The sequence below is a fragment of the Nocardia sp. CWNU-33 genome (assembly GCF_046764895.1).
GTDB lineage: Bacteria > Actinomycetota > Actinomycetes > Mycobacteriales > Mycobacteriaceae > Nocardia.
In genome coordinates this window covers 1-13,079 of the sequence record NZ_JBKOQN010000073.1, presented here as the reverse complement: position 1 = coordinate 13,079, position 13,079 = coordinate 1, and the positions used below count along the sequence as shown (strand labels likewise).

The window sequence follows — 13,079 nt, the reverse complement described above, 5'->3', positions numbered from 1 at the left end:
TGCTCCCGCAGCCACGCCGTGATCTCGTAGCCGTACGCGGACCGCACGGACAAGATCGCGAGGACGATGCCCTCGAGCGTGCCTTTGAGCATCTCCGTGATCTGCTTGCCCACGGATAACCTCCTCGTGCTACTCACTGTTACTGACTACCAGTAGATAGTAGCACTGAATAGTGACGACGCAAGCTACCCGTGGCGGCGGGAGGTGCAGGCCGGTGAAAGTCAGGGGTTCCGGTAGTAGCGGCGCAAAGTGCAACGACGTTTCGGGTAGCGCCCGATCAGGCGACCCGCGCGGTTCCGGGCTACGCCGGGACGGTTGCCCGAATACGAAAACCATCCTCTACCAGGCGAAACCACCATATCCGTTGTTTGCCGGCGAGTACCGCCTGAACCCCCGCAGTGATAGTCAGGTTCGCACTGATGATCGCCGGCGAGAGAAGCAGCGGGACCGCGCGGACACCGCCGACATGAGTCAGTCGGTCCGCGGCCCGACCCAAAGGCGCAGCCAGTCGTAGTTGCCTGCTCCATCCGCGTTTTCAGTGCCGCAGGATCGGCGTCGGCGTCCATGATCTGCGTGAGCGCCTAGAGAGTGCCGGTGACCACACCGACGAAAGCGCCGACGAGCGCACCGGCGGTGACCTCGTCCAATTCACCCGGATAGGCAGCGCACAAATGTTCGGCGATCTCGTGTTGCGCATCGAGTTGGATCTGTAGTGCGCGGCCGCGCACTGCGGGGACGGTCCGCATCAGACGTATACGCAGCGCCGCAGTCGCCGAACAGCGAGACGCAGGACTCCGCATTGCCGAGAAGTGCGATCCGCCCGGTGGCCCAACTGTCGATGGTGACTTTGCTGACGGAGTCGAAATGGAGGTCATCGGCAGCGTGCACCTCGGTGAGCAATTCCGGTGTACGCCAACCTGAGTCGGCGTACACGTCGGCGAGGATCTGCTTGCGCCGAGGGGTATCGCGGTGGTGCAGGTCGGTCAACTCGGGGTGGCGGAAGAAGAAGGCGGCCAGTCCCGTGTCCCGTGCAGGGTGGATGGAGACGGCTCGGCCGGGAGTGTGCGCTTCACAGCGCCGACACCGAGATGGTCGGCCCGCAGAGGCCGCATCGCGGGTTTTGGCGTTGCTGTGGCCGTGGCGTAAGCACGATAGCCGTGGCGAGTTAGGCCCGGCACCCGACGACGATCGTGAACCCCAACCCCGAACCGGAGGACTCCCCTGCTGGCACCGTGGCCAGCAGGGGGCGTCCTCCGTTCGTCGGTTGCTGTGGATCAGACCACGACTGGCGACGACGGCCGACCGGGGCACCGGCACCGGCACCGGCACTGAAACCCGCTCAGGCACGTCGTTCGGGTGGGAGCGCCCGCTTGGCCATCTGGACGAAGAATGACTTCGGCGGCTGCCAGACGCCGCGGTCTTCGAATGACCATGCGTAGGTCAGGGCTCCGTCACGGATACAGTCCAGCAGGCCCGGTGCTGCGAGTTCGTGAGCTGACCACTCATAGAGCTGGTGCAGCCTCGGAGTGATCACTCCGAAGTCCAGGAGTTGGCCGAATACGTGTTCGTTACTGAGGTAGAAATGGACACTATCGCGGAGGGGGTACTCGTCCGGGAGCACGCGAGACAGTTGCAGGAAAATCCCAGTCATGCCGAGTCTCGGGTCACCGAGGAACGGGGCGAGCGGGCGAAGCCATCCCAGTGAGATCCGGGGGGCCGCGACGAGAGCATGGGTGTACAGCACCCGGCAGAGCACGACGTTCATGAAGAAGCGTTCGGCCTCGCTTTCCGCCTCCGCCAGCTCGCGGTGCTCGAGGTAGGCAGCGACCACGCTCCCGTTGTGCGCCCGGTACCAGGCCCGAGCGGTCGGGTGATCGGCGAACGACTTCCAGAAGTCGACCGTGCGTGAGGAAGTCGGTCCGCTATGGTCCCCGCTCAGGGCCACCGCCTCGCAACCGTCACGAAGGATGCGCTCGTTCACCTCACGCCACCATGGACTACCGGGACGGTCGCTGGAGGGTGGTTGCAGCAATCCTCGCCGCAGTTGCCATCGCATGAACGACATCGCCGCCCGACGGAAAGGCAGATGCTGCGGGGCCCTACCGAACGGGCCGTGGTAGCAGCGCTGCATCAGCGCGATCCGGCCCGCCGGATCGTCGCGAACCACGGCGATCTGCTGCTCGGCCCAGACAGCGGCCGTACCCGCAGAACTCATGACATCCATCGCCTTAATTGAAACGAGATACGCCGAGCTGATTCCTCAACTGTAGTGAGTCCGCGCGTTCCTACTCGCACACCATGTCAGATCTGGAACGGTCTCCCCCATGCGCTTGAACACGTCTGCCAGCTGGTCGCGGGTCAGGAAGTCCTGGTTCGTGTGGAACGACCGGTAGTCGTCGTTGCATGCCTCGGCCAACAGCGCTGAGACGTCCTTCTCAGCCGGTCTGTTCAGCGCCGCATAGAGCGGGGCGGAGATCTTCCGTGCTTGCCTCCACCGTCATCACCGATTCGTCGCTCTTTTGTCATGGAAGGCGCTCCTTATCACGGGCATAATCGGGTTCGAGCCATGCGGCCCCGGAGAAACGACAGACTGCCCGATCCACCGCCGAAGCGGCATCACACGTTCAGGTGATGTCGCCGCGCCACTGACGCGAATACCGTCACGCTCTACGAGGAATCTATGAGTGGTGCGGATGCCGGGATTTCGGCGGACGGACAATACCGACAAGGGCAAAGGCAAAGGCAAAGGCAAAGGCAACAGATGAGTGTTCAAAGGCCGCATCAATCAACACCTTCTTCCGTGTCTGCGACGGAGTCCGTGTGCGCTACGCAGATACTGGGGCTGACTCGGACACAACCGTGCTGATGCTCGCGCCGTGGCCGGAGACGCTCTTGGCCTTTCGTCGAATCTGGAACCAGGTCACCCCGCTGGGGCGAGTTGTCGCTATCGACATGCCGGGCTTCGGCCACTCCGACCAACACCGCACAGAACTGATCGCGCCCGACGCCCTGGGAGGGTTTCTGTCGCGTTTGATCGACGAGTGGGGCCTCGGGGTACCGCACATCGTCGGCCCCGACGTCGGCACCGCGGCAGCACTCTTCCTGGCGGCCGCAACCCCCGACCGCGTGGCGAGCCTGACTGTCGGTGGCGGAGCCGTCGGCTACCCGATCGACGCCGGCGGAGCACTCGAGGACGTCATCAAGGCACCCGACCTGGACGTAGTACGCGGACTGGACGCAAGAACCAACATCGGCTACGCGGTCCAGTCGGCCGCGTCCGCCGAGAGCGAGCCGGAGATCCACGACGACTACGTCAGCGCCTATGACCTCGGGCGGTTCGCTGAATCGGCCCGGTTCGTGCGGCACTACCCAGAGCAGAACCCCGTCTTGCGTGACCTGCTGCCGACGATCACAACGCCGGTTCAGATCGTGGCAGGGAAGGGCGATGACCTCGTGCCCTGGTCAAACAACCAATTCCTGGCCGACAACCTCCCGTACAGCGAGGTTCATCCCCTCGATGGGGGCCACTTTGCCTGGGAGGAATCGTACGAGGAGTACGGGCGGCTGGTTGTGGACTGGATCAGCGGCGGCTACGAGCACGTTGGGAAAGGTTGACCCACATAGCCACGGACCACCGCGCGGATTGCTAGTGATGCGCGCGGACCGACGAATAGGGTTGGTAATGATGCGCTTCAGCCCGGCGGAGCGGTGGCCTGACATGGCGACCTCGAGCACACATGTGATCGTCCTACCCGGGGGCGGGTATGCCGAACACGCTTCACACGAAGGCGAGCCCGTCGTCCGGTGGCTCATCGAAAAAGGATTGTCCGCAACCGTATTCCGGTATCCGCTCAACGTCCAGCACCCCGTCCCGCTGGACGCGCTGCGGGGCCAGATTCGTCGGCTGCGGGCCGAAGGCGCGCAGCGAATCGGGATCGTCGGCTTCTCCGCAGGTGGCCACCTCGCGGGACTGGCGGCTCTCGCGCCCGGCGCGGCGCCTGCCGAGACAGTGCAGTTCGCAGTCCTCGGATACGCGATCACGTCGATGGAAACCGAAACCTATCGTCCGGCGCGGCTGATCCTCCTCGGCGAGGACGCCGACCCGCAACTGCGCCGGTCGACATCACTGGATGCGTTGGTGACACCGCAGTCACCGCCGTTCTTCCTCTGGCATACCGCAGAGGACACATATGTCCCTCCCGAACACACCTACCGGTTGGCGAATGCGTTGGCGGCCAACGATATTCCACATGAAGTACACGTATTCGCCCACGGTCCACACAGTTTGGGCCTGGCTCGTGGCGCCGGCGAAGCCGAATCGTGGACGAGGTTCGCATCTGCCTGGATCCACGAACAGGTCTGGTAGTCGCCAAGTTCCGGCGCGACTTACACTCCCACACGGATGGCCTGGAGGATGTTGCAGGAGGCACCCCTCGCGTTGCTGTTCTATCTGGTGCCCCTCGTCTGTGTCTCGACACCGTCAGAACCGACCACCGGGCTGCGGCGCTCGGTGTCGTCTATGGCGTCCGGTCGGGAGGCGAACCGGTCGATGAAACAGCGGAAATACAGCTGCTGATTCCCCTGCACCAGTGTCTCGGCAATCAATCGGCCGCGGTCGGCGTCACTGTGAAATCCGAGGTGCCAGTAAGCGCGAGACCGCGTCGTGACAGACATGGGAATTGCTTTCGCTCGCAGGGCGCAATGACTGCCGGTGTCGCTGCGGGATCCCTGCATGGCGAGGCCGGCTCAGAAATCGAGTATCCGCAGTCGGTTCGTGTCGCTCTATCCCCTGAATACGTGACCCCGCACGGTGCCGGGTGTGAATCAGATCGCGGGAACGCTGTGCAAGATGTTGGCCAGCTGGACTCGTGACTGTATGCCGAGTTTCGCGAATGCCGACCGCAGGTGGGTGCCGACCGTGTTGACAGAGATGCCGAGTTCGGCGGCCGCGGATTTGTTGGTGTGGCCGGTGCCGATGAGGGCGGCCACCCGGCGTTCGGAAGGGGTGAGCGCGGTACGGTGGCGCGCGTCGTTCTTCGCGGCTTCGCCCGCGCGCACAGCTGGTGCGCGCCGGGCATCTTCGGGTGATTCCTCTCTGGCGGGCGTCGGTGCCCGCGACCTCAGGCAAGATTCTGGGTGAAGAACGCGGTGAGCTTGTCGAATGGGATCAGATCGGTCCGGTCAACGCCTACGCCATCGTGTCGTGCAACGCCAACCGGGCGGGCAGCGGGGCGAGTGTGTAGTTCTTCCAGATGTAGTTGTCCATCTGGTGCTGGTCGCCGGAGAGGTTCACGACGCGGTCTACCTTGCCGTCGGCGTTGAAGTGCCATACCAGCGCCCAGATGGTGTCCACCGTGCCTTCGCCGGCGGTGGAGTAGCCGCGGTGGATGTCGACCACGTATTCGTCGTTGGCCTCCAGGAAGAAGGTCTCGGCCTTCATGCCCGCCTTGGACAACTGGTTGAAGAATGCCACGACCTCGTCGATGCCGCGCTTGGTGCCGGACAATGCGTGATGGCCCGGAATGGTCCAGGTGATGTCCTCGGTAAGAATGGCACGCATGCCGTCCAGGTCGTAGCGGGCATATGCGTCGAAGAAGACGGAAATGGCGGCGATCTTCGGATCTTGTTCAGTCACAATGTCTCTCTATCTGGGGGTGGGGGATTCTGGTCGATTCGGTCGGGTGGCAGCGCTTGCCCACGGTGGCGCACCCGATGATCCGGCGAGCGCTCGGCATCACCTGGCCCTGCGGGCGCGCCTGGATGATTCAGTGCGCCATGGTGCGGAATTCGGTGTGCAGCGAGTCCTGCAGCCGCTCGAAGGTGTCGTCCACGGATTCGGGAAGGCCGAAGCCTCCGGCGGATTCGAGGGTGACCATGCCGTGACAGACGGTGCGGACCATGCGCACGGCGTGGACGAGGTCGGCGTCGGAGAGGTGGTAGCCGCGCAGGGCCGCGGTGAGGACTTGGTAGGCGCGGGTAGCGGTCTGGACGTAGGTGTCGTCGTCGGCGGCGGGCGCGACGATGCCCGCGGCGTAGCGGCCAGGGTGGGCGCGCGCGTAGTCGCGATAGGCGGTGCAGATCGCGCGCAACGCGTCGCGGCCGGAGAGGCCCACGGTGGCATCGGCGAGAACGGTGGTCAGCTCGCCGACCGACAGGACCGCCAGATCGCGTTTCACAGCCTCGAGATTGTCGATGTGCTTGTAGAGACCCGGTAGGGAAACGCCGCAACGCTGCGCTACCGCGGCCAGGGTGAGTCGCTCCAGGCCCACCTCGTCCGCTACGAGCGCGGCTTCAGCGATTATTCGCTCGGGTGTGAGACCGGCGCGCGGCACGTCGTTACCGGGACTTCCGGCCCAGGACGAGGCCGGTACCGGTGATGACGACCAGCAGCAGGGGTCCGGACACGTAGGCCAGCGTAGCCAGGCCCTGGATCAGGAACAGATACCCGATCCCCGAGGCCACGATCGCCACCGCCATGGCGATGGCGGTGTAGTTCAGCCAGCGGGGCAGCAGCCCGGTCAGCACCGCCGCGACGGAGAGCCCGGCCAGCAGGAACATCTTCGCCCCGTCGAACCGGTTCACCAGCTCGAAGAGCAGATGCGCGGAATCAGGGGAACCGGCGCGGGCCAGGGCCAGCCCGAGCAGAAACTGGGTGAACGAAATCAGCGCCGCCGCAACGCCGGTCACTGTGGCGAGCCGGCCCGCGACTGGGGAGTGGGCCGTACGGGCCAGTGCCAGCGCCACGACTGCCAGGCCGATGGCGGGCAGCCCTTCGGTCAGCAGGAACTGCGTGGTGAAAGCGCCGGTGTGGCCCAACAATTCGCGGATGATCTCACCGCCGGAATCGGTGAATGCCGGAGCGGGTGCGCCGACCGTCAGCCCGGCGATCCAGGATGCGGAGTATGCGATGCCGACAGCGGCAGGGAGGGAGGTGAGGACGTGGTGGCGGGGATGGACGACAACGGTGGACATGTGGGCAACTCTCATGAAGTTAGTTGAATTAACTTCAGGTTAGGGAAATTAACTTCAGAAGGCAAGGCCCGCCCGTGACGCGGGCCAGGCACCACACCGAAATCGGCAGAAGCGGACGTTCACCAACCGCAGATCCGCTAAGGCGCCCCTTGTCGGGTCCACCACCCTGGGCGGTCCGGGACCACCCGCTCCCCGCCGTGATGAACCCGCGCTAGATGCTCCGCAACCCGCCGAAGAACCCGACGATCCTACGGATTCGCCCTCCGCGGAGAACTCCAGGAAATCCACTCCATCCGGCAACGCCGTGCCATCCGCCCGCACCAGCCGCCACCCGAACCGAGCCATCCCATGATGAGCATCTACCCGGCTGACCCGCATCACCCGCATCCCCGGCTGCTGCGCGAACACCGCCTCGACATGAACCGCCAGCTCATCGACCCCCATGGTGTGTACGGTCGGATCGGTATACGTCGCACCCTCCGCCAACACGTCGCCGAGAAACCTCCGCCGCCGCACCGGATCCGGATCGTCATCTCCCGGCTGCTGTGGACCGGACGGGGCTTCTCCCGGTGATCCGGTGTTCGTCCGGCCCGACACAAGTTCGGACCCACCAAGGGCCGGGCTGAAGACACCCTGCGTTGCGGGTCCCGGACGATCTACCCGCTGTCCGCGCCAGTGATCAGCCAGCCGAACACCGAGGGGGTGCACCATGGCAAGCGCCGTGGTGATGACGGCGCCGACCTCGGTCACGAATATGACCGGATTGCGCCACAGTGTTCTGTCGATCCAACGCCCGCGCGGGGTGCTGCCCAAAAGCACAGCCACCCCTCGGTGGCTTGCCGCCGGGCCCGTGTATCGCGTGCCATACGCGCCATATCTCTTACCCGTCACCTTGCCCTGATAGTGATACATCGCGTGGCAGCGCAGGCGACCTCATGCAGAATCGGGTCGCAGGGATAGCCGGGCCCCAGCGGCGCCCGCTGCTCATTGAGTGTGTAGAGCCCTGCGACTAATGCCTCCAGGACAGCGATCTGCGCGCCCAAGGCGCCGACACCTGTCCTCGCGGACATGCGAGCGCCTGGCGCGAGGTGGACTTCTGGCTGTCGACTATGTGGCGCCTCGAACAGGCCGGGGAGACCGCGCCTGTCCGCCGCAGCCCTCGGCGCGCTGGCCCGCATGTCCGGCTCGAGGACGGTCTTCAGCCTCCGAGGCCGCGGCGACCGCCGGATCCCGGGTCACATCACTGAGCAGCCGAAGGCCGCATATCCCGATGATCCGGACCTGACCCCCTTCACCGTCGAATTACGGTCGCGCAGTGAGCGATTCGAACGACTGTAGCGTGAGGGGCGCACCAGGAACCGGCGCAGTGCCACCAAGACCATCGATCATCCCGAGATCGGACGGATGGTGCTCGATCGCGGTGTACTGTTCGTACCCCACACCGACCAGACAGTTGTCGTCTGCGCGGCGGCAGCTGGCACCCGGGCGACTTCGGGGCCGGAACTTCTGCGTATCAGAGGAACTCAGCAGTTTACCGAGCGGCGTTAGGCTACGCCGAGAACTCGTCGGCGAGGGTGTTCCAGAACAGACCATGTTGTGGGCGGTCCCCACACAATTTGATCCGGGTTTAGGGGCTCCACCTCTCCCGGTTTGACCATTCGCATTCATTTCGGGATGGCCGAGCCGGTGACGCATGCCCGACCGCAGATTGCTACCCAGCTCAGCCGCCCCAAGAGCACGGGGGGTCCATCGTGTTTAGCACCGTTTTCTCCGGAATCGCCGACGCTGGCGGAGTTCTCGCGTTCGCGACCGTGCCGCTGCTGCGCCACAGGAACATCGCCACCAGCTGCGCATGCGTATATCCGTCAATCGGTAGCCTGGGCCGAACGTCGGGACGTGCAAGGCTCGGCTGGGCTTCGCTGGGGAACAAAGGAAGCGAGCGGACCGATTCGATGTCGGCTGCTGTCGGCTCGGTGTCGGACAGTTGGACTGCTTGTTCCCAGGCTTCGATGATGCGTTGTGGGTCGGCGAACCAGGCCGATGCCCAGACCCGATGGAACCGCCAGCCCAGTCGTTCGAGGTGCTGTTGGCGCAGCCGGTCTCTATCCCGGGCGCTGACCGCACGGTGGTAGCTGTCGCCGTCTACTTCGACGGCGAGGACCACGCGGCCCGGCTCGTCGGGGTGGGCGAGCGCGAAATCGATACGGTAGGAGGGATCGACCCATAACCCCACGCTGATGCACTGTGCGGTTCTGCGCCTGCCGTAGACCGGCCCAAGGATCACCGTGAGTCGACCCTCGGACTGCTGCTACCGATAGATCGCGGCGGCTGGGTGGCTCGTACACCTTTGTGCGCGGTGTTCGAGCCATCCAGCCGGTAGCAGGATCATCCGTATTCAGCGGGGTTCCAGGAGCGGGTCGGCTTGTTGGTGATGATGAACAGCAATGCCTTGATCATGGTGTCACCTCCTTCCTGGGGCTCTGTCGAGCATGGGCAGGGTTTGTAGGGGTGTGGCGAAGGGTGAACGGCCTGGGGATCGCGGCGTTGGTCACGATCGGGCGTGTATCACCGCCGCCGATCACGCGCAGACAGGTGTTCTCGATGAGGGTGATGGCGGCATCGGTGATCAGATCGTGGGCGACCGCGGCGCCGGCGCAGGTGAAGGGGCCGGAACTGAAGGGCACGTATGGGCCGTGTGCGCTCGGTCGAGTCCAGCGGTCAGGTTGAAATGCCCCTGGCCTGGTCCAGTGCTGTTCATCATGATGGAGCAGGTAGGGGCTTACGGACAGCAGGTCGCCAGTCCGGAATACGATCCCCCCGAACTCGATGGGATGGGGGACGGGACGGCTGACCATCCAGGAGACCGGCCGGTGCCGCGATGCCTCACGCACGACCCGGTCGACTGGCCAAGGCCATGGTGAGCCCGGGGAGTGGAGACTGCCCAGCAGCACCGACCACGCGAGCGAGTAGCCCAGCGGTCCCACAATGGACCGGAACATCAGCACATACAGCTGCGCAACCGTTGTATCGGCGACCTCGTCGGGACAGGCACCGATCACGGCATCGAGCAGATCCCGTGGTTCGGCTTCTGCAGTGTGGCCGATATCGCTGCGCCGTTCCCGGATCTGCTCCGTCAGCGTGGTGGACAACTTAGTGCGTAGCAGCTGCGCCCACGCCCGCTGCCCCATTAGGGCCGGGCGAAGTGCACCCACGCGTGCATTTCGCTCCAGTAACTGCCGCAACTCGGGAGAACCATCGGGGTGCAACAACACATCCGCGGTGCACCGATACACCAGCTCGACCCCAGCCGAAGGCCAGCGGGTGACGGAGGGCATTTCGGTCACCGCCGCGGCCAGAGACTCGCGATACTCGGGCGTATGTGTTCGCAGAATCGCGCGCGCAGCGCGGCCGAAGTCGATCTGGGCAGGCCGTGAGGGCAGCATAGAACCGAAGAACCCGGACATCCCCGCATTGAAACTGCGGTCATTCAACACCGTCAGCGCCAGACCCGTATCGCCGACACACCACCCGCCCCACGGCAGCCCGAACACCTCTACCGGGCTGGTCCGGCGCAGATTCTCGAGGAAACCGTACGGATCACGCCGGAACCGGCGCATCTCTGCAAAACCCATCGGACGGTCCTCTCATGGAGAGGGTGAGCGATTCATCAGATGTTTTCGAGCCGGATCTATCCACTGGCTGTGCGCACAAACGCAGATCAAGCATAGTCTCGAATATTTTACGAGCGAGGCCGTGGAGGTCGACCACGAGGCGAGTACCCCGGCACCGCCGGGGCCTATCGAACACTGTGCCAGCAGTGATATCGGTTCACGATCACCCGCGACCGCCGGCAACCGGTCCCGATGCGCCGTGAAACACGCACGAACTCCGAACAACCATAAAGGTCTAACCTGTGCAAACCCGATCCGCCTCGGCGAGGGTTCCCGTTGCCAGGCGCGCGTACATGAACATGTCGCGGCGTCGATTGCCGACCTTCTGCCACGATCTGAGGAGCCCTTCGCATTCGAAACCGGCTCTCTCCGCAGTGCGGATCGAAGCGCGGTTCCAAGGTTCCACATAGAGCTGGAGCCGTGGGATATGCAGCTCTTCCAGCGCCCAGGTAGCCATCGCCGCCAGAGCATGCGCGGCGACGCCATGGCCGCGGGCAGAGCGGACCACCCAGTAGCCGAGCGATGCGCGGCCTTCGTCGATGTCCTTCAGCCACAGGCCGATACTTCCCAGTGGGGTGTTGTCTCGTCGCCGGACGATCACCATCGGGTATCCGGTTCGATCGGTCGCTCGTTGCCACTGGCACTCAACAAACCGCGTTGCGTCCTCGCGCGAGAAGGTCGCCGACACCGTGGTAATAGGAATCAGGTCGTCGGCAGAGGCTTTCTGAACAAGCTCGAGGTCTGCTGCAGACAACGACCACGGGCGGAGTTCCAAGTCTGCGGTGGCTCTCAGATGCGGTATTGGCAGAGGGTAGTCCATGGTCAGCCTCCCCACAATATGCACAGGATATCGGCTCGGTGTCACCATTACCACCTCCATTTCCGAGTACCGCAGGCATACGCCGACCCCCCGCAATTCGATCGCCTCCGGCAGGCATCGGCCGGTTCACCGCGCGATAGAGGACCGAGCCGAGCCGGGTCGGGGCGAGCCCCACGCGGCATAGAGACACACCGTGATCTCGCCGGTAATCATGGGCAGCCCCGCCCGTCGTCACCTCAACCCGACTACACGCTGCTGGGATCAACCCCATCACTGCTATGCAGGGACGACGACGGGCGAGGCACCGACCGAACCGCTTGACACAAAACCACTTACGCTGATTACAGGATGTACGACTGGCCTCCGACAAGTGAACCGAATCGGCTAGCTATCAAATAGAACTAGTCGGGCTCGTTGTCAGGCAACCCCCGACCGCTGAAGGATGAACAGCGCCATCGCTCACCATCCTGTCCCGGTCCAAGGGGACTTCGGGGTCACTCCCGAGACAGAGATCGAATTCCGTTACCGGGCGGTCATAGCTGGGCCGCGGCTTCCAGCGGTTTCCGTATCGGTCGAGCATGAACGCAAGAACGTCGCCAACTGTTACCTCCGCCGGTCCCCTGAGCAACTTCGAACCGCCCTGCTGTTCGGTCAGGTCGCGATGTCGCCGAACGACTCCAGCGTCGTCATGAAGTGGGTGAACATGGGCCAAGCGAGGCTCACCTCGCCGTGCGGGGTCAGCACCACCCGGTCAACCGTAGCCGGAGTGAACGGGCCGTTCGGCGTGACATCCGGGACCAGCACGTCCAGGTAGTTGTTGGCGTTGGGATCCGGGTCCGGAACACAGAGTTCGTAGCACCATGCGTCGCGATCGCTGAAGTGGAACGCGTTGACCTCGCATCGCTGGTCCCCGTAGCGCCAGGCGTTGTTGGACCATCGGAGATCGCCCACCACCTCAGCTGGTGGGCTCTTCGTGACGATGTCTCCGGAGGCCTGCACATGGGCGCGGAACCGACACAGGACCAGCCAAGGGGTCGACCCCGGCCCGAAGCTGACCACAACGTGGCGCTGAGATCTCGGGACGAACGGACCCTCGGCGGGAGTCTCGCCCGGAACGCTGACATTGAGGTGCGGCCCGGTGCCGGGCGGGCCGGTCAACCCTTGCAGCTCATAGGTCCAGGCGTCGTCGGGTAGGCAGTAGTACGAGCTGACCTCGTACAGCTTGCCGTCGTGCTCCCAGATCTCCACACCGGCAGCATCGCACGGACGGTTGTTCACCACCGACCCTCGAGCCTCGCCTGGATTCTGGCCGATGTTCGGCCTGCTGCGATCTCAGGCCGGACGTCGACGCCCATGGCAGGCTTGGACGAGGTAGGGGTACCGATTCGAACGACCACGCTCGGCCCGACCACGATCGCCCTCACCGCGGCAGTTACGGATGTTTACCGGACACAGAACCTCCACACGACAACCGCAGGGCCGCCATAGTGGATGGTTATTGTCTGACACCATGACCAAGAACCGGCCATTGTTGTTTGCAGTGATCTACATCGTCGGCTCGATCTTCATTGGACCGGCGATCGCCGTGGCCGGATACGTGATCACCCCGGCCAACG

The 13,079-nt window shown here is 64.3% G+C and carries 13 protein-coding genes and 2 pseudogenes; 4 read left to right on the top strand and 11 right to left on the bottom strand.

The window, feature by feature from the left end:
• From ACLMAL_RS38955 to ACLMAL_RS38945, 3 genes and pseudogenes are all read right to left on the bottom strand, one after another.
• A pseudogene (locus tag ACLMAL_RS38955) lies at positions 1-113 on the bottom strand (PadR family transcriptional regulator); the annotation flags it as partial.
• Between the two features lie 468 nt (positions 114-581).
• Positions 582-746, bottom strand: coding sequence for a hypothetical protein (locus ACLMAL_RS38950; protein WP_412003658.1), 165 nt, complete (start codon positions 744-746; stop codon positions 582-584).
• A gap of 593 nt (positions 747-1,339) precedes the next feature.
• A complete protein-coding gene (locus ACLMAL_RS38945; protein ID WP_412003657.1) occupies positions 1,340-2,215 on the bottom strand; it encodes a hypothetical protein in 876 nt (291 codons plus the stop codon).
• Positions 2,216-2,865: 650 nt separating this feature from the next.
• Between ACLMAL_RS38945 and ACLMAL_RS38940 the strand changes: the two genes are divergently transcribed.
• Positions 2,866-3,615: an alpha/beta fold hydrolase gene (locus ACLMAL_RS38940; RefSeq protein ID WP_412003659.1), complete on the top strand. Its 750-nt coding sequence runs from the start codon at positions 2,866-2,868 to the stop codon at positions 3,613-3,615.
• Positions 3,616-3,718: 103 nt separating this feature from the next.
• The gene (locus ACLMAL_RS38935) at positions 3,719-4,366 is read left to right on the top strand and encodes an alpha/beta hydrolase (protein WP_412003656.1); all 648 of its coding nucleotides are present in this window, start codon (positions 3,719-3,721) and stop codon (positions 4,364-4,366) included.
• A gap of 458 nt (positions 4,367-4,824) precedes the next feature.
• Here ACLMAL_RS38935 and ACLMAL_RS38930 read toward each other — a convergent pair whose 3' ends face one another.
• The 4 genes from ACLMAL_RS38930 to ACLMAL_RS38915 form a co-directional block, all read right to left on the bottom strand.
• Positions 4,825-5,058, bottom strand: coding sequence for a response regulator transcription factor (locus ACLMAL_RS38930; protein ID WP_412003655.1), 234 nt, complete (start codon positions 5,056-5,058; stop codon positions 4,825-4,827).
• A 130-nt stretch (positions 5,059-5,188) separates the two neighbouring features.
• Complete coding sequence (locus ACLMAL_RS38925; RefSeq protein WP_412003654.1) at positions 5,189-5,635, bottom strand: nuclear transport factor 2 family protein; 447 nt, start codon at positions 5,633-5,635, stop codon at positions 5,189-5,191.
• A gap of 130 nt (positions 5,636-5,765) precedes the next feature.
• Complete coding sequence (locus ACLMAL_RS38920; RefSeq protein ID WP_412003653.1) at positions 5,766-6,332, bottom strand: TetR/AcrR family transcriptional regulator; 567 nt, start codon at positions 6,330-6,332, stop codon at positions 5,766-5,768.
• 4 nt (positions 6,333-6,336) lie between these two features.
• Positions 6,337-6,972 carry a hypothetical protein gene (locus ACLMAL_RS38915; RefSeq protein ID WP_412003652.1) on the bottom strand — a complete coding sequence of 212 codons (636 nt, stop codon included), beginning with the start codon at positions 6,970-6,972 and terminating at the stop codon, positions 6,337-6,339.
• 351 nt (positions 6,973-7,323) lie between these two features.
• On the opposite strand from ACLMAL_RS38915, the gene ACLMAL_RS38910 reads away from it, so the two are divergent.
• Positions 7,324-7,545, top strand: a complete 222-nt coding sequence (locus ACLMAL_RS38910; RefSeq protein ID WP_412003651.1) for a hypothetical protein — start codon at positions 7,324-7,326, stop codon at positions 7,543-7,545.
• Between the two features lie 786 nt (positions 7,546-8,331).
• Positions 8,332-8,520, top strand: a pseudogene (locus ACLMAL_RS38905) (transcriptional regulator); the annotation flags it as partial.
• 172 nt (positions 8,521-8,692) lie between these two features.
• On the opposite strand, the gene ACLMAL_RS38900 reads toward ACLMAL_RS38905, so the two are convergent.
• The 4 genes from ACLMAL_RS38900 to ACLMAL_RS38885 form a co-directional block, all read right to left on the bottom strand.
• Complete coding sequence (locus tag ACLMAL_RS38900; protein ID WP_412003650.1) at positions 8,693-9,205, bottom strand: hypothetical protein; 513 nt, start codon at positions 9,203-9,205, stop codon at positions 8,693-8,695.
• A 220-nt stretch (positions 9,206-9,425) separates the two neighbouring features.
• Positions 9,426-10,604: a cytochrome P450 gene (locus ACLMAL_RS38895; RefSeq protein ID WP_412003649.1), complete on the bottom strand. Its 1,179-nt coding sequence runs from the start codon at positions 10,602-10,604 to the stop codon at positions 9,426-9,428.
• A gap of 274 nt (positions 10,605-10,878) precedes the next feature.
• Complete coding sequence (locus ACLMAL_RS38890; RefSeq protein ID WP_412003648.1) at positions 10,879-11,463, bottom strand: GNAT family N-acetyltransferase; 585 nt, start codon at positions 11,461-11,463, stop codon at positions 10,879-10,881.
• 651 nt (positions 11,464-12,114) lie between these two features.
• Positions 12,115-12,741, bottom strand: a complete 627-nt coding sequence (locus tag ACLMAL_RS38885; protein ID WP_412003647.1) for a hypothetical protein — start codon at positions 12,739-12,741, stop codon at positions 12,115-12,117.
• Positions 12,742-13,079 lie beyond the last annotated feature (338 nt).